Raw genomic sequence first — 15,859 nt, 5'->3', positions numbered from 1 at the left:
CGACGCCTACGACGGGCCGACGCGCAGACGCGTCGCGAGCTCGTGCTCGATCGCGTCCATCACGCGGTGCAGCGATCGGCGCGTCGCGGAGACGTCGGACTCGAGCGTGCGCAGCCGTTCGGTCGTCTCGCGCAGCTCGTCGTCGGACAGGGCGGGGAGGTTCGCCAGCGTCGCGTCGGTGACGAGCGGCTCGAGCCCGCGTGTCCACTCGATGTCCATCGCGGGCGCGAGCTGCTGCGGCATGTGGCTGTTGGCCGGTGCACCACGCTGACCGCGCTGGCCGCCGTCGGCCAGGATCCGTGGGAGCGCGTCGATGAGCGAGCCCAGCGAGCCGCCCGAGGACCGGCGCTCCATCTCCGCGGCGATGATGTCGAGCCGGGCCTGCGCGAGCCGGCGCACGTACGAGACCTCCGTCTCGACGTTCACGCACTCGTCGCGCATCGTCCGCAGGTCGTCGACGGAGCGCGCGCCGAGGTCGGCGACGTAGGCGGGGTCGAGGATGCGGTCGATGCGGCGTCGCTGCTGGTCCACGGCGGTCTCAGGCTAGCCCGGCCGTACGGGGCCCCCGTCCGGCCCCGGCCCCCGGCAGCCCCCGCTGACGGGCGGCAGCACCGCGACCTCGTCGCCGTCCGAAAGGGTGGTCGCGTCGCCGGCGAGCGGCTCGTCGCCGTTGACCCACACCCGGGACACACCGAGCACCTCCGCGAACCCGTCGCCGTAGCGGGCAACCGCCTCGCTCAGCAGCTCGCCGACCGTGCCGGCCTCGTAGCGGTCCTCGGCGGTGCCCGCGGCCTCGCGGGCCCGGGCGAAGAGCCGGAGCCGGACGGTCAGCGCGCGACCTCGACGAGCCCGTCGCGCAGCACCGCCTCCCCCGCGGGGTTGCACGTCTCGAACCCGTAGCTCGTCGTGCCGGACTCGCCCTCGTTCGTCGCGAAGAACCGCGACGTGATGTCCTCGCCGGGCATGACCGGACGCGAGAAGCGGACCGCGAGCCGCTGCAGCCGCGTGGGATCGCCGTCGGCGACCGACTGGATCGCACCCCAGCTCACGAAGGCCATCGTGCACAGTCCGTGGACGATGATGCCGGGGAGGCCGACCGACCGCGCGACCTCGTCGTCGAGGTGGATCGGCATCAGGTCGCCGGACGCCTTCGAGTACCGGAAGGTCTGGTCGTCGTCGACGTGCTGGACGACCTCGCCCGCCGGAGGCTGACCGGGGAGCGCGCCGGGGAACTCGTGCCCGGGCGCGTCGTCGCCGCGCTCGCCGTCGGCCTGCACACCACGGAAGAACGTGACGCAGTACTGCTCGTTCACGAGCTCACCGTCGGAGGCGTCGCGCGTCTCGTAGCGGCTGACGAGCGTCGTGCCCGACGGCTTGACGTGCAGGCCGACGGGTGCACCGCGTGAACGCAACGTCATGCCCGGGACGATCGGGCGGTGGAACCGCATGTCCTGCTCCCCGTGCACGGCGAGCATCGCGGCCTGCGGGCTGCAGACACGCGTGACGGTCGCGAGGAGCGTGTCCCAGATCGGGACGACCGCGAACACCGGCGGGGCGAGCGCCCCGTCGCGGTGCGCGGGGATCGGGTCGTTCGTCGCGGCCGCGTACGCGCGCGCACGCTCGGCATCGACCGTCAACTCGTGCTCGTCCGACCACCGGCCGATCTCGTCGAGCGCGAAAGCCATGTCTATGGCTCCCTCGGCGCCGGCCGTCCCGGGCATCCGCCCACGGCCGGCGTTCGTCCGCACTCTGTCACTGTTGTTCGCGCCGCTCGGTCCCGACGTTGGTGCGCGCGGTCGGGTACGCCTCGAGCCGTTCGGTCGGGATCGGCTCGCCGGTCACCTCGTCGATCCCGTAGGTGCCGTCGTCGACGCGCTGGAGCGCGGCCTCGAGCTCCGCGAGCTCGGACTCGAGCGACTCCAGGATCGAGAGATCCTTCTCGCGCTCGAAGGTCTCGCTGCCCAAGTCCGCGGGGTGCTGGTCGTAGTCGGCCAGCTCCGACACCTCGTCGCTCTCTGATCCGGGACCGAGCTCGCCGCGCAGGTCGCGGATCAGCCCTTCCACGCGCGACTTCTCGGCCTCCAACCGCTGACGTGCCTCGTCGGGTTCCACGACCGGACCCTACCGCTTGTCGCGGGGCCGAAAACCGGGCCGCCTCGCGTCACCCCGCTCCGAGCTGGTGCTCGAGGACGGTGGCTTCGTCGGTCAACAGCTCGTGCAGCATCGCGAGCCGCGCGTGGGCGTTCGTCTGCTCGAGCACGCGCTGCGCGTCGAGCGGGTTCACGTGCGCGCGCGCCGCGAGCTCGAACGACGCGCGCGCCACGTCGTCGTGGTGATCTGGGACGGGCGGGTCGGCCGACGGCGACGGAACGCCGAGCTCGCTGCGCAACGACGTGACACGCAACAACACGCGCCGCACGTCGTCGACGAGCGTGCCGGGTACGTCGCCGGTGCGCTCGTCGTCCTCGAACGGCGCGACGAGCGCGCGCGGATAGGGGTCGTCGGGCAGCCAGTCCTCGACACGGATGCGTCGTGTGCCGACCGCGACGAGGAGCGACCGGCCGTCCGGGAGCTCGGCGAGCTGCACGATGCGCGCGACCGTCCCGATGCCGAAGCGCGTGTCGCCGCCGCCGACTTCCGAGCCGCGCTCGATGAGCACGACGCCGAACTCGGGTTCGGTGTCGAGGCAGTGCCGGACCAGGGCGCGGTAGCGCGGCTCGAACACGTGCAGCGGCAGCGGTGCGAACGGGAAGAGCACCGTGCCGAGCGGGAACATCGGCAGCTCACGCTCGTCCATCGCTCGTCAGTTCCCACGAGCGCGCAGCGCGACGGCCTGCCGGCGAACACGGTCGGCGTCGGTACCGGTCAGCTCCGTCGCGAGCTGCTCGAGCATGACGCCCGCCTCCTCGAAGTCGCCGAGCGAGCCGAGCAGCGTCGCGAGGTGGTGCCGTTCGGCGCGCGACAGCCCGGGGATCGCGCATCGCATGCGGACGACGGGGACGACGGCCGCGGGACGGCGCGACATGAACGAGTGCTGCAGGTTCGCGAGCATCCGCGACAGGATCGCCCGCGGCCCGACCGGGTCGAGGAGCTCCGGCCCGAACGACTCGTCCCCGCGCAGCGCGGCGTGGAGCGACCGCGCGCCCGCCGCATCGATGCGAGCACCGCCGTGGAACGGGTCGAAGAACGCGTCTGCGTCCCGCGCGTCGCGCACGAGGAAGTGACCGGGCATCCCCACGCCGGCGAGCGGCACGTCGAGGCGCCGGCCGACCTCGAGCATCAGCACGCTCAACGTGATCGGGATGCCCTTGCGCCGCGTCAGCACGTCGTCGAGGAACGAGTTCCGCGGGTCCTCGTAGTCGTCGGTGTCGCCACGGAAGGCGTTCTCGACGAAGAGGTACCGGCTCAGGCCGTCGGCGTCGCGCGCGGAGCAGCCGTCCGCGAGGTCGTCGAGGCGCGCGAGCCCGTCGGCGACGTCGACCGGCCGTACGCACGTCGGCAGGAGGAGCGCGGCCTCGTCGAGGCGGATCTCCTCCTCCGGCACCTCGACGAGGCGCGCGAAGCGCCGGACCGGGTCGTCGCTCACGCGCGAATGCTCGCGCCGGCTACGGCTCGGGCGCGGCGCTCGCGGTCGCGCCGTGGTCCGCGCCCGGCGCGTCATGCGGGTCGCGCGGGCCCAGCGCGCCATCGCGGCGTGCGCGCCTGACCGCCAGGAACGCAGCGCCGCCGAGCGCGAGCCCGGCGAGCCCGACGACCACCGCGAGCAGCGAGAGCCACCGCGCGGACTCGAGATCGTCGGGTGTCGCGACCTCGCCGTTGCGGACGAGCAGCCGGACCCGACGGTCGATCGCGCGCTTCTCGTCGAGGTTGAACGCCGCGTCGAGCGGCGCGGCCGCGGCTGCCGGCCGCGTCGCCGCGAACCGGCTCACGTCGAGGTACGGGGCGGGGTGCGACGCGCTCTGCTTCGACGGATCGTCGTGCCAGCGCACCACCACGCCGTCGTCGTACGTCTGCACCGCGGTGAAACCGATCGTCCCCACCGACGACGGAATCGGTCCGGCGTCGATCGTGAACCGCACGAGGTTCGCGCCCGTCAGCGGTCCGCCGGTCCAGACGAGCCGGCGAACGGCGTCGCCCGCGGGGCCGTCGGGGGTCGGCACTGGGTGCGCGAGCGGGCGCCGATCCATGCGCACGGTCCACCCCGGGACCGGCACCGCGTCCGCGTTGACGATCGCGGGGTGGATGGGGAAGTCGATCTCGACGCGCGTCGTCGCGTGCGGCGCCCGGTCGTTCACGACCTGGAACCCGATCGTCACGACGTTGCCGGGCGCGACGGCGGCCGGCTCGGGTGCGACCGCGGCAGACGCGCGCGGCCACGACACGACGAGCGGGATCACGGCGAGCGCCGCGACGACGAGCACGCGCACCGCGGCACGCGTCTGCCGGCGGGCACGAACGGTGCTGTCCTTCGCTGCCACGGCACGTCATCTTGCCTGTTCGGGCGCGATGATCCGTGTCGTGGCCCGTCCTGCGCGCGCCGTCGAGCTGCTGGGCGCCGTCGTCACCCGTACGGCGGTCGTTCTCGCCGTGCTCGTCGCGGCGGCCGCGGTGGTCGTCGTCGACGCGCTGCCGGCCTGGGCCCACGGCGTCGGCGGCGTGCAACCTACGAACTACCGGACCACGGTGCGGGGCGTCGAGCCCGCGGTGCCCGGTCTCACGGTGCGGTCGGTCGACCTCGGCGGGAAGCTCGAGCTGACGAACACGACGGGAACGGATGCGGTCGTGCTCGGGTACCAGGGCGAGCCGTACCTGCGCGTCGGGCCGCGCGGCGTCTACGAGAACACGAAGTCGCCGGCGGTGTTCCTCAACCGGTCGACGATCCCGACCGCGTCGGCGCCGCCGAGCTACGACGCGAACGCCGCGCCGGGATGGCGGAAGATCTCGTCGTCCCGGACTGCACGCTGGCACGACCATCGCGCGCACTGGATGGGCGGTGCCGCCCCGCCACAGGTGACGCGCGACCCCGGTCACAGCCATGTCGTCATCGGGGGCTGGCAGGTCCCGATCGACTACGGCACGCGCCGGTTGCACGCGGTGGGCGACGTCACCTGGGTGCCCGGCCCGTCGGTCCTGCCCTGGATCGGGATCGCCGTCGGGCTCGCCGCGCTCGTCGTGCTCGCGTCGCGCACGCGCATCTGGCCCGCCGTGCTCGGCGTCGCGATCGCGCTGCTCGTCGCGGGCGAGGCGATGCACGTCGCCGGGTACTGGGGTGCGAGCACCGCGTCGACGCTGTCCGACGTCGGTTCGAGCATCTACTCGATCGCGGGCTGCGTCGTCGGGATCGGCGCGCTCGCGATGCTGTTGCGGCGCGGTCGCGATCCGTACGACGCGACGCCGATGATCCTCATCGCCGCGGTCTTCCTGCTCGTCGCGGGCGGGTTCGCGGACATCACGTCGATCACGCGGTCGCAGGTGCCGTCCACGCTCCCGGACGTGCTCGCGCGCGGCGTCGTGACCAACGCGCTCGGGCTCGGTGTGGGAACGGTCGTGGCGGCCGCGCTCCGGCTGCGACGGCCGCGACCGGTGCGCACGGCGCGACACGGTGACACGACGGCGGCCCGTCGCCCCGCCGGTACAGTCGACCAGGTGACCGGTCCGCAACGGGTTCCGTGAGCGGCCCTGCGGGCCACGCGTACACCAGCGCGGGGGCCCGTCACCGTCGCCCGCTCGTCGTCGCGCTCCTGCTCGGCGTCGTCGTGTTCGTCGTCGAGGTGGTCACCGCGCTCCTGACGAACTCGCTCGCGCTGCTGTCCGACGCGGGCCACGTGCTGACGGACGTCGCCGGGCTCGGGCTCGCGCTCGCGGCCATCCAGGTCGCGCAGCGCCCGGTGCGCGATCCCGGGCGGACCTACGGGCTCTACCGCCTCGAGATCCTCGCCGCGCTCGTGAACGCCGTGCTGCTGTTCGCGGTCGCGATGTTCGTGCTCGTCGAGGCGGCGTTGCGCTTCGGCGACCCGCCCCACGTCGTCGGCGCGCCGGTGCTCGTCGTCGCGACGATCGGGCTCGTCGCCAACGTGACCGCGCTGCTGCTCCTGCGCCGCGGCGCGGGTGAGAGCCTCAACGTCGAGGGCGCGTTCCTCGAGGTCGTCGCGGACACGCTCGGATCCGTCGGGACGATCGTCGCCGCGATCGTGCTCGTCACGACGGGGTGGCGGCTCATCGACCCGATCATCGGTGCCGCGATCGGGCTGTTCATCCTCCCGCGCACCGTGCGCATCGGCGGGCAGGCCCTGCGCATCCTGCTGCAGGTCGCGCCGAAGGACATCGACGTCGACGCGTTGCGCGCCCAGCTCGCGACGCTGCCCGGTGTCGTCGACGTGCACGACGTCCACGTCTGGACGCTCACATCCGAGATGGACGTCGCGTCCGCGCACCTCATGGTCGGCGAGGACGTCGACAGCCACGCCGTGCTCGACCAAGCCCGCGTCGTGCTGCGCGACCGCTTCTCGATCGAGCACGCGACGCTGCAGGTCGAGCCGGACAGCCACGAAGGCTGCGCGGAGGTCGCCTGGTAGCCTGACGCCGGCGTCAGGTCGAGCGTGGAGGGGAACGTGCGTCTCGCCGGGGAGGTCGCGCTCGTGACCGGCTCGACCGCGGGCATCGGACGGGCCGTCGCGATCGAGCTCGCGCGCGAGGGCGCGCGGGTCACGGTGACCGGCCGCGACAAGACCCGTGGCGACGCCGTCGTCGACGAGATCGTGCGCGGCGGTGGCGACGCGACGTTCGTCGCCGCCGACCTCGACGACCCCGCGGCGTGCGACACGCTCGTCGACGCGGCGGCTACGCACTTCGGCGGGCTCACGGTGCTGGTCAACAACGCGGTCTCGTCGACGGTCGAGCGCGACGGTCCCGTCGGCGAGATCGGCGACGCGGCGTGGGAGCAGGCGTTGCGGGTCAATCTCACCGCGCCGATGCGCCTGTGTCGTGCCGCGATCCCCCACATGCGACGGGCCGGTCACGGCGCGATCGTCAACGTGTCGAGCCGGCAGGCCGAGCGAGCGAGCCCGGGCTTCGCCGCGTACGTCGCGAGCAAGGGCGGGCTCAACGCGCTGACGCGCTCGATCGCGGTCGACTACGCCCGGGACGGGATCCGGTGCAACACCGTCAGCCCCGGGTACGTGCTGAACGACCGTCGCGACGCCGACATGACGGACGAGCGCCGCGCGCGCATGGAGGGCATGCACCTCACGCGACTCGGCGTCGCGCGCGACGTCGCGTACGCGGTCGTGTACCTCGCGAGCCGGGAGTCGGAGTTCCTGACCGGCATCAACCTGCAGCTCGACGGCGGGAGCAGCATCGCCCGCGGTCTCGTCCTGGGCTGAGCGCCGATGCACCCGCGTGTCTCCGTCAGCGCGATCTCCAGCTACGACTGGTCGCTCGCGGAGGACCTCGAGTTCTACGCCGAGGCGGGCATCACGAACGTCGGCGTGTCGATGGCGAAGCTCGACCGGTTCGGGTGGGACGAGGGCATCGCTCGCGTACGCGATGCGGGGATCCGCGTGGCGAACGTGATCGGCATCGGACCGTTCCACCTCGACCGGCCCGCGCAGTGGGACGGGCAGCGCGCGCGGTTGGTGCGCGCGCTCGACGGCGCGCACGCGCTCGGCGCACCGTGCCTCGTGGTGACGACCGGCCCGGCGGGGCGTCTCACGTGGGAGGAGGCCGCGGACGCGCTCGAGGAGGCGATCGCGCCCGTCGTCACGCTCGCGCGCGAGCGGGGCGTCGCGCTCGCGGTCGAGCACACGAACTCGCTGCGCGCGGACGTCGGGTTCGTGCACACGCTCGCCGACGTCGTCGACCTGGCGCGCCGGATGGGGACCGGCGTCTGCATGGAGATCAACGCGTGCTGGGCCGAGCGCGGCCTCGCCGAGACGATCGCGCGCGGCGTGGACACGTTCCGGCTCGTGCAGGTGAGCGACTACGCGGTCGGGACGCTGTCGACGCCGGCGCGTCTCGTCCCCGGTGACGGCGACGTGCCGATCGAGCGCATCCTCGGCCAGGTCCTCGACGCCGGGTACGCCGGCCCGTTCGACCTGGAGCTCATCGGCCCGCGCATCGAGGAGGAGGGCTACGGCGCGGCGATTCGCCGCAGCGTCGACTGGCTGGGTGATGCGCTCACGCGGCTGGGCGCATGAGGGCCGAGACCGGCGACGCGATCAGTAGCGGAAGCCGGCGACGAGGGCGCGCAGCTCGTCGGCCGTCCGGCTGACCTCACCGGCGGCTGCCTGCGTCTCGTTCGCGCCCTGCGCCGCGACCTGGACCGCGCCGTTCACGTCCTCGATGCTCTTGGCGATGTCGCTCGCGCCGCGCGCGGCCTCGTCGACGCTGCGACCGATCTCGCTCGTCGTGGCGGCCTGCTCCTCGACCGCCGATGCGATGGTCGTCTGGATGTCGTTGATGCGACCGATGATCTCGCCGATCTGGCTGATCGCCTCGACCGCGCCCGAGGTGTCCTCGCGGATGGCCGCGACCTTCGCCGCGATGTCCGCGGTCGCGCGACCCGTCTCGCTCGCGAGCTCCTTCACCTCGTTCGCCACGACCGCGAAGCCCTTCCCCGCCTCGCCGGCGCGCGCGGCCTCGATGGTCGCGTTGAGCGCGAGCAGGTTCGTCTGGTCGGCGATGGACGAGATGAGGTCGAGCACCTCACCGATCTCGGCGCTGCTCACGCCGAGCCGGTTGACGCGCTCGTCGGCGCTCGCCGCGATCGTGACGGCCTCCGCGGCGACGCCCGACGCCTCGGACGCGTGACGCGCGATCTCGTGGATGCTGGCGTTCATCTCCTCGACGGCACTCGCGACGCTCTGGCTGTTCGCGCTCACCTGCTCGCCGGCGGCGGCGACGACACCCGTCTGGGACGCGGCGACGTCGGCACCCTCGCTGACCCGCGAGCTCGTCGAGAGCAACCCGTTCGAGGCCGTGGCGAGCTGCTCCGAACCCTGTGAGATGGACCCGAGCGCGTCGCGCAGGCCGTCGATCGCCGCGTTCAGCGCGGTCGCCATCTGCGCGGTCTCGTCGGTCGTCGTGACCTCCAGCCTGCGCGTGAGATCCCGCTGCGCGAGGGCCTCGAGACTCTCGACGCTGCGGCGCAGCGGCCGTGTGATGCCCAGGGCGAGGCGGGCCGCGATCGCGATGACGATCACCATGCCGATCGCGAGGACGAGCACGATCAGCATGCGAGCGGAGCTCGTGGCCGAGCCGGCCGACGACGCGTCGGTCACGGCCGCCTTCTGCACGCGGGCTGTCAGCGCGTCGATGTGGTCCGTGAAGGTGCCGAACGCGTCGTTGTACGGACGGAACGCCGCGTCGATCGCCTCGGGCGACTGACCGCGCATCGCCGCGAGCTTCTGCGTCGACGCGACGAAGTCACGGGCCTCGGGCAGGAGCGCGTCGGCCGCCGCGTTGATCGACGGGCTCAGGTTCGCCCGGCGGACGCCCTGGACCTTCTCCACGAGCGTCTTCGCGTCGTCGCCCAGCGCGGCACGCGCGTCGCTCAGCTCGCCGTCGTCGGCGGCGCGCAGCACCATGAGGACGTCGGACATCACGTTGTCGTGCGAGGCGTCGACCTCGGCCTGCTCGCGTTGCGCGGCGTTGGCCGCGACCACGCGCTGCAGATCCCCGTGCACACGGCCGGTCCCGTTCCAGCCGACGATGCCCACGACGAGCGCGAGGGCGAGCGCGACCGCGCTCAACCCCGCGAGCTTCCGACCCACCGTCCACCGCATGTCCGTCACTCCGATCCCCGGGCGCGATCGATCTGCGCCGCTGTCACTCGATCGGCAGGGGGACGCGTGACTTGACGGGGAAGGAGGTCACGAAAGCCAACGAACCCGGCCAAAGTGGAACCCGGCCGTCGCGAGCAGGCGGTCGGCGCCGGCCCCGGTGTCCGGCCAGGTCGTGAGGCGCAGCTCGGTCGGGACGCCCGCGGCCGCCGGTTCGAGCCGCAGCCACGCGACAGGAGCGTCGACCGTCGCGCGCTCGCCCGCTCGTGCCAGCGCGGCACGGACTCGCGCCTGCGCGGCGTCGCCGAAGTACTGCCATGCGATGGAGTGGAACACGACGGTTGCGATGCCGTCGGCGCGCCGCTCGAGCTGTCGCTCGACCCACTCGTCGGCGTCGGCGCGGTCGATCTCGACCGGGAAGCGCGCGGCGACGTCGAGCGCGTGGCGCAGCAGCTCGAAGCGGTCGCGCTGGCCGGGCCACACGTATGACAGCAACCTCAGGCGCGCGTCGTCGCTCGTCGCGTCGATCGGGTCGCGGTCGCAGCCGCGACGCTCGGCGATGCGCGCGGGAGTGTCGAGCGGCGGCCGGCCGTCGGTCCACAGGTCGGCGAAGCGGACGGGTGACGACGGGTCGCCCCACGCCGCGCCGTCGTTCTCGTACCGGTATGCGTCGACGCGCAGGTTGAGGCCGGCGCTCGAGCCGAGCTCGAGGAGCCGCAACGGCAGCCCGAACTCGCGCGCGACCGTGAGGAACCCGGGGACGAGCGAGACCGACCGCCCGACCTCGTTGGTCTGGGGCGGGCGGGTCATCGCGTCGAGCAGCACCGGCGGCGGGTCGCGGAAGACGTGGCGTACGAGAGGCCAGGCCGCGGCCGCGTCGCCGTCACCACCGGTCGACGGGAAGTGCGCGGCGAGCGCGGGCGCGTCGCCGTCGAGGACCATCCGGTGGACCCCACCGAGCACGCGCAGCCGGTACGCGTCGTCGAACGGACGCTCGGCGTAGGGACCGAGCAAATCCCACGTCGGGCCGCCGGCGAGCGCGTCGTCGGCCATCGCGAGCAGGAGGTGCTCGTAGAACGGCGCGCCGACGTACCCGCACCCGGCGGCCTGCAGCCGGCACTCGTCGGCGACCTTCCGGCGGGCGTCGTCCACGTTCACGCGGGCGGTCCCCACGGCGGTCGCGCGGACGCGTCGCCCACCCGCAGCCGACCGCCCTCGGCGCGTGCCACGAGGCTCCAGTACCAGTCCGGGTAGTCCACGACGCGACCGTCCTGCACGAGGAGCTGGACGAGCCACGCACGCGCGAGCGGACGGCCGGTGGTCTCCTCGACGATGCGCTCCTCCATGATCCCCGCCCGCCCGTAGCGGGCCGCGACGCGCGCGCCGCCGACGAACCGCTCGTCCGGCAGGCCTTCGCTCTCGTAGAGGACGTGCAGCTCGCGCGCGACGTGCACACGCCCCTCGTCACGCAGGTGGTCGACGAACCGGGGACCGAGTCGCGCGTTGACGTACGCGATGCGCAGGTCGTTCAGGAGGCGTACCACGGCCGCGTTGTTGACGTGCTGCTGTTGGTCGTAGTCGGCCGCGGTCGTCGGCGTGTCGGTGACGAAGCGGTAGCCGTCGTCGTGCAGCGCCTCGACGCCGGGTGTCACGCCCACATGAACGCGCCGCCGTCGGCCATGAACGTGTGGCCGGTGAGGTAGCGGCACGCGTCGGAGCAGAGGAACGCGACGATCGGTGCGATGTCGAGCTCGGGGTCGCCCTGCCGCTGCATCGGGCAGCTCTCGACGAAGACGCGGTACCCCTCGCTCTGCTCGCCGGCCTTCCCATGATGCGTCGCGGCCGCGGGCGCGACCGCGTTGACGACGATGCCGTCCATCGCCCACTCGCGCGCCGCTGTGCGCGTGAGCGCGCGGATCGCCTCCTTCGACGCGTTGTACGCCGCGAACCCGCGGCCGCCGGTGATGCCCATCGACGACGCGAAGTTCACGATGCGGCCCCACCCCTGCGCCTGCATGTGGGGGTGGACCGCCTGCATCGCCCACAGCGTGCCCTTCACGCCCGACCGGTAGAAGACGTCGACGTCCTCCTCGGTCACCTCGGCGATCGGCGCCATGGGGCGGAACGTCTGCGCGTTGTTGACGAGCGCGTCGATCCGTCCGAAGCGCGCGAGGGACGCGTCGACCATCGACTGGATGTCCTCGCGCTCGTTGATGTCGCACCGCACGCCGAGCACCGGGACGTCGAGTGCCTCGAGCTCGTCGACGGTCCGCTGCATCGTGTCCTCGCGCCACTCGGCGACGACGACGCTGGCACCGCACTTGCCGACATGGTGGGCGATCCCGCGGCCGATGCCGCGGCCGGATCCGGTGACGACGACGACGCGTCCGTCGACGCCGTGCATGTCGCGGGCGGCGCCCGCGCTCGTGACGGTCTGCGACACGCTTCCCTCCCTGACGAGGACGTCAGGGTACGCGACGCACGGGTCCGCGCGCCCGGGCGGCTATGAAGGGTGTGTGACCGCCGAGCCGTCCGCCGACGACGTCGCGCGCGTCACGTCCGTGCTCGGCGCGCGGGGCGACGGCGACTGGCGCGCGGAGCGGCTCGGTGCCGGTGTCGCGGGCGCGACCGCAGCGCTGTGGCGCGTGCGCGGCGAAGGCTGGTCGGCGATCGCGAAGACGGTCACGCACTCCGTGCGCGGGAGCGAGCACTGGCGGACGTCCGGCGACGAGCTCGACCCGATGTACTGGCGGCGCGAGGCGCTCGCGTACTGCACCGGGTTCCTCGAACGCGTCCTCGACGAGGAGCACACGGGGCTGCGCGCGCCGCGGTGCCTGCTCTGCACGGAACACGACGACGGGTCGGTCACCACGTGGATCGAGGACGTCCTCGGCCTGCCCGGCGCGCAGTGGCCGCTGCTCGGCTACGCAGCCGTCTCACGCGCGTTCGGCCGGATGCAGGGACGGCTGGCCGCGGAGGGCTCGGTGCCCGACGAGCCATGGCTCAGTCGTGACTGGCTGCGTGCCTACGTCGAGCGTCGCGACCGGCATGGGGCCGTCCTGGTCGACGACGCACGCTGGCGCGACGTACCAGCTGTCGTCCGCGACGCGGTCGCGCTGCGCGACGACTTCCTGCGCGCGTGGCGGGAGCGGAACGCCCTGCTCGACTCGCTCGACCGCGTGCCACGGACGCTGTGCCATCTCGACCTGCATCCGGACAACCTGTTCGGCGCGACGCGGCGCGACGGGGTCGGCCGTGTCGTGGTGATCGACTGGGCCTATGCCGGGATCGGCGCGCTCGGCGAGGACGTCGGCAACCTGATCCCGGACGCGCAACTGGACTTCCACGTGGCCCCCGGGGACGGGCCCGCGCTCGCCGAGCTGTGCGTCGGCGCGTACCTGTTCGGGCTTCGCGAACGCGGGTGGGACGGCGACGAGCGCCTTGTCCGCTTCGCGATCGCGGCGAGCGCGATCGTGAAGTACACGTGGATGCTCTCGCACCTGCTGCTGCTCGCGGTCGGCGAAGAGGACGGCGGCGCATCCGTCCGCGGCGTCGCTCTCGACGACGTGATCACGAGGCGCCTCGCCGTGTGCGCGCAACTGCGCGACATGGCCGAGGACGCGTTCGCCCTCGGCGGCGAGCTCGGCGTGCTCTAACGGATCGGCGCGAACAGCGGGAGCGTCAGGTCGTCATCGACCGCGACGAGCCGCACCTCGACGGGCATGCCGACGGTCACGTCGTCGTTCTCGCAGTCGACGAGGTTGCTCACCATGAAGGGCCCCTCGTCGAGCTGGACGACAACCGCGTTGTAGGGGACGCGGTCCGCGAACGCGGGAAGGACGGGCGGGTGGCAGATCGTGTAGCTGTACACGACGCCGCGCCCGCTGACCGGGGCCCATTCGTACGACGCGCTCGTGCAGTCGGGGCAGCGCGGACGCGGGTGGTGCCGGTACGCACCGCAGTCGCGGCACCGCTGGATGCGCAGCTCGCCGCGCCGGCACCAGTCCCAGAACGGCGCGACGTCCGCGTTCGGTGCAGGGTGCGGGAACGGCGCGTCGCTCACGACGCACCCCGCCCGAGGAGGACGGCGCCGGCAGGATCGGTGATCGAGCCGTTCACGAACGCGACCTCGCACCCGTCGACCTGGTTCACCGCGGTGCCGCGCAGCTGACGGACGGCCTCGGGCAGGTGGTTCACGCCGTGCACGAACGCCTCGCCGTTCGAGCCTCCGTGCGTGTTGACGGGCAACGCGCCGTCGGGCCAGCAGGTTGCGCCCGACTCGACGAACGGCCCGCCCTCACCGAGGGCACAGAACCCGTACTGCTCGAGCGTCAGCGGCACGGCCATCGTGAAGTGGTCGAAGACCATCGCGACGTCGACGTCCGCCGGCGTGACCTCCGCCCGCTCGAACAGCTGACGCGCGACGTGGCGGCCACCGTGGTCGCGGTCGTCGTAGCTCGCCGTGAACCGGAACCAGTCGGCGAGCTCCGTGTGGATCGGCCCGCCCCCGTGCGCCGCCGCGAGCACACGCACGACCGGCTGCCGGAGATCACGCGCGTGTTCGGTCGACGTGACGAGCAGCGCGACCGCGCCGTCGTTCTCCAGCGAGCAGTCGAACAGCCGGATCGGATCGGCGATCATCCGCGACGCGCGCCAGTCGTCGAGCGAGATCGGGGCGCGCATGATCGCGTTCGGGTTCGTGCTCGCGTGGCGGCGTTGCGCGACGGCCTGCATCCCGAACTGCTCGGCCGTCGTGCCGAACTCGTGCATGTGGCGGCGCGCGATCAGCGCCATCTCCTGCGCGGGTGCGGCGACGCCGAACGGGTGATGCCACTGCCGCTCGTCGAACAGGCGCGCGCCGGCCTTGGCCCACGGCCGTCCGCCCTGGTTGGGATCGGCGCCGTACGCGGCGGACTTCGTCCGGTTGCGGGAGCGGAACACGACGACCGCGTTCGCGGTCCCCGTCGCGACCGCGAGCGCGGCGAGCCCGACCGTGCTCGCGACACCGCCACCGCCCGACGGCGTGCGCGCGAAGTACGCGAGGTTGCGGAACCCGAGCGCGTACATCAGGTCGACCTCGTCGACCTGTTCGACGTGGAACGAGACGACGCCGTCGACGTCCGCCACCGGGAAGCCCGCGTCGTCGCACGCGGCGACGACCGCCTCGCACGCGAGGTCGAGCTCGCTGCGCCCGAGACCCTTCGCGAACGTCGTCTGCCCGATGCCCGCGATCGACGCGGTGTTCTCGACGATCGTGGTCACCACCCGCAGCCTACGATTCCGGGATGGCAGAGCGCTTCGACGGCAGGGTGGTCCTCGTGACGGGCGCGGGGAGCGGGATCGGCCGGGCGACGGCGCTCCGCCTGGCGGCCGAGGGAGCCGCGGTCGCGGCCCTCGACCGCGACGCGGAAGGCGCACTGCGAACCGCACGCGAGGCGTCCGCGGGTGGCCGCCGGTGCGTACCGATCACCGGCGACGTGAGCCAGGAGTCCGACGTCGAGCGCGCGCTGATGCTCGTCTCGCGCAACATCGGCCGGCTGTCGGGCCTGGTCTCGTGCGCGGGGATCTTCCATCCCGGTGACGGGCAGCCCGCCGCGAACGTCGACCTCGACGCGTTCATGACCGTGCTCGGCGTGAACCTGGTCGGGACGTTCCTCGTCATCCGCCACTGCCTGCCGCACCTCGTGGAGCAGCGCGGCGCGCTCGTCACGATCGCGTCGGTCGCGGCCGTGCGCGGCAACGGTGTCGGCGCGGGATACACCGCGAGCAAAGGCGGTGTCGATGCCCTGACCCGACTCGTCGCCACGCAGTACGGGCCGAAGGGCGTGCGCGCCAACTGCATCTGCCCCGGCGCGGTCGACACGCCGATGACGGGCGGTGTGCACGCGACGCCGGAGGCGATCGAGCGCGCGAAGAAGCGGATCCCGTTGCAGAAGGTCGCGCAGCCCGAGCAGATCGCGTCCGTCGCCGCCTTCCTCCTGTCCGAGGACGCGTCGCACGTCACCGGCCAGACCGTCGTCGTCGACGGCGGCAGCACGATCGCGGGCTAGCCATCGCTCCCGACGTTGGGACACTTTGTC

19 protein-coding genes are annotated in these 15,859 nt (G+C 73.0%); 6 read left to right on the top strand and 13 right to left on the bottom strand.

From position 1 onward, the window contains the following. Window positions 1-6: 6 nt before the first annotated feature. The 7 genes from VFC33_12540 to VFC33_12510 all read right to left on the bottom strand — a co-directional run bounded on the left by VFC33_12540 (window position 7) and on the right by VFC33_12510 (window position 4,478). Window positions 7-531: an aerial mycelium formation protein gene (locus VFC33_12540; GenBank protein HZR14065.1), complete on the bottom strand. Its 525-nt coding sequence runs from the start codon at window positions 529-531 to the stop codon at window positions 7-9. A 12-nt stretch (window positions 532-543) separates the two neighbouring features. Continuing rightward, entirely contained in the window at window positions 544-885 is a 342-nt protein-coding gene (locus VFC33_12535) for a MoaD/ThiS family protein (GenBank protein ID HZR14064.1), read from the bottom strand. After that, entirely contained in the window at window positions 828-1,685 is an 858-nt protein-coding gene (locus VFC33_12530; GenBank protein HZR14063.1) for a MaoC/PaaZ C-terminal domain-containing protein, read from the bottom strand. The genes VFC33_12535 and VFC33_12530 overlap by 58 nt, the downstream gene beginning before the upstream one ends. A 67-nt stretch (window positions 1,686-1,752) precedes the next feature. Then, window positions 1,753-2,112, bottom strand: coding sequence for a hypothetical protein (locus VFC33_12525; GenBank protein HZR14062.1), 360 nt, complete (start codon window positions 2,110-2,112; stop codon window positions 1,753-1,755). A gap of 49 nt (window positions 2,113-2,161) precedes the next feature. Beyond that, window positions 2,162-2,797: an LON peptidase substrate-binding domain-containing protein gene (locus VFC33_12520; GenBank protein ID HZR14061.1), complete on the bottom strand. Its 636-nt coding sequence runs from the start codon at window positions 2,795-2,797 to the stop codon at window positions 2,162-2,164. 6 nt (window positions 2,798-2,803) lie between these two features. Then, on the bottom strand, window positions 2,804-3,586 hold the full coding sequence (locus VFC33_12515; GenBank protein HZR14060.1) for a transglutaminase-like domain-containing protein: 783 nt from the start codon (window positions 3,584-3,586) through the stop codon (window positions 2,804-2,806). 19 nt (window positions 3,587-3,605) lie between these two features. Then, window positions 3,606-4,478: a DUF1775 domain-containing protein gene (locus VFC33_12510; GenBank protein ID HZR14059.1), complete on the bottom strand. Its 873-nt coding sequence runs from the start codon at window positions 4,476-4,478 to the stop codon at window positions 3,606-3,608. A gap of 40 nt (window positions 4,479-4,518) precedes the next feature. Between VFC33_12510 and VFC33_12505 the strand changes: the two genes are divergently transcribed. From VFC33_12505 to VFC33_12490, 4 genes are read left to right on the top strand one after another with little or no spacing between them, the layout of a single operon-like run. Then, the gene (locus tag VFC33_12505; GenBank protein ID HZR14058.1) at window positions 4,519-5,673 is read left to right on the top strand and encodes a hypothetical protein; all 1,155 of its coding nucleotides are present in this window, start codon (window positions 4,519-4,521) and stop codon (window positions 5,671-5,673) included. Beyond that, complete coding sequence (locus tag VFC33_12500) at window positions 5,670-6,575, top strand: cation diffusion facilitator family transporter (protein HZR14057.1); 906 nt, start codon at window positions 5,670-5,672, stop codon at window positions 6,573-6,575. The genes VFC33_12505 and VFC33_12500 overlap by 4 nt, the downstream gene beginning before the upstream one ends. Window positions 6,576-6,611: 36 nt before the next feature. Next, window positions 6,612-7,382 carry an SDR family oxidoreductase gene (locus tag VFC33_12495; protein ID HZR14056.1) on the top strand — a complete coding sequence of 257 codons (771 nt, stop codon included), beginning with the start codon at window positions 6,612-6,614 and terminating at the stop codon, window positions 7,380-7,382. A 6-nt stretch (window positions 7,383-7,388) separates the two neighbouring features. After that, a complete protein-coding gene (locus tag VFC33_12490; protein HZR14055.1) occupies window positions 7,389-8,195 on the top strand; it encodes a sugar phosphate isomerase/epimerase in 807 nt (268 codons plus the stop codon). Between the two features lie 21 nt (window positions 8,196-8,216). On the opposite strand, the gene VFC33_12485 is transcribed toward VFC33_12490, so the two are convergent. From VFC33_12485 to VFC33_12470, 4 genes are all read right to left on the bottom strand, one after another. After that, the gene (locus tag VFC33_12485) at window positions 8,217-9,782 is read right to left on the bottom strand and encodes a methyl-accepting chemotaxis protein (GenBank protein HZR14054.1); all 1,566 of its coding nucleotides are present in this window, start codon (window positions 9,780-9,782) and stop codon (window positions 8,217-8,219) included. A gap of 87 nt (window positions 9,783-9,869) precedes the next feature. Then, window positions 9,870-10,937: a DUF2332 domain-containing protein gene (locus tag VFC33_12480; GenBank protein HZR14053.1), complete on the bottom strand. Its 1,068-nt coding sequence runs from the start codon at window positions 10,935-10,937 to the stop codon at window positions 9,870-9,872. After that, the gene (locus VFC33_12475) at window positions 10,934-11,431 is read right to left on the bottom strand and encodes a hypothetical protein (protein HZR14052.1); all 498 of its coding nucleotides are present in this window, start codon (window positions 11,429-11,431) and stop codon (window positions 10,934-10,936) included. Before VFC33_12475 ends, VFC33_12480 begins: the two co-directional genes overlap by 4 nt. Then, window positions 11,428-12,222 carry an SDR family oxidoreductase gene (locus VFC33_12470; GenBank protein ID HZR14051.1) on the bottom strand — a complete coding sequence of 265 codons (795 nt, stop codon included), beginning with the start codon at window positions 12,220-12,222 and terminating at the stop codon, window positions 11,428-11,430. Before VFC33_12470 ends, VFC33_12475 begins: the two co-directional genes overlap by 4 nt. A 73-nt stretch (window positions 12,223-12,295) precedes the next feature. Between VFC33_12470 and VFC33_12465 the strand changes: the two genes are divergently transcribed. Next, window positions 12,296-13,435 carry a phosphotransferase gene (locus VFC33_12465; protein HZR14050.1) on the top strand — a complete coding sequence of 380 codons (1,140 nt, stop codon included), beginning with the start codon at window positions 12,296-12,298 and terminating at the stop codon, window positions 13,433-13,435. Here the strand turns inward: VFC33_12465 and VFC33_12460 are convergent. Both VFC33_12460 and VFC33_12455 read right to left on the bottom strand, forming a co-directional pair. After that, window positions 13,432-13,842, bottom strand: a complete 411-nt coding sequence (locus VFC33_12460; protein HZR14049.1) for a Zn-ribbon domain-containing OB-fold protein — start codon at window positions 13,840-13,842, stop codon at window positions 13,432-13,434. The two genes, VFC33_12465 and VFC33_12460, sit on opposite strands and share 4 nt — an antisense overlap. Then, window positions 13,839-15,041, bottom strand: coding sequence for a lipid-transfer protein (locus VFC33_12455; GenBank protein HZR14048.1), 1,203 nt, complete (start codon window positions 15,039-15,041; stop codon window positions 13,839-13,841). The genes VFC33_12460 and VFC33_12455 overlap by 4 nt, the downstream gene beginning before the upstream one ends. A 23-nt stretch (window positions 15,042-15,064) precedes the next feature. Between VFC33_12455 and VFC33_12450 the strand changes: the two genes are divergently transcribed. Next, entirely contained in the window at window positions 15,065-15,829 is a 765-nt protein-coding gene (locus tag VFC33_12450) for an SDR family NAD(P)-dependent oxidoreductase (protein ID HZR14047.1), read from the top strand. Window positions 15,830-15,859 lie beyond the last annotated feature (30 nt).

The organism is Acidimicrobiia bacterium, assembly GCA_035651955.1.
Taxonomy (GTDB): Bacteria; Actinomycetota; Acidimicrobiia; order IMCC26256; family JAMXLJ01; genus JAMXLJ01.
Note: the sequence above shows the minus strand (reverse complement) of the source record. Positions and strands in the feature narration are given on the sequence as shown.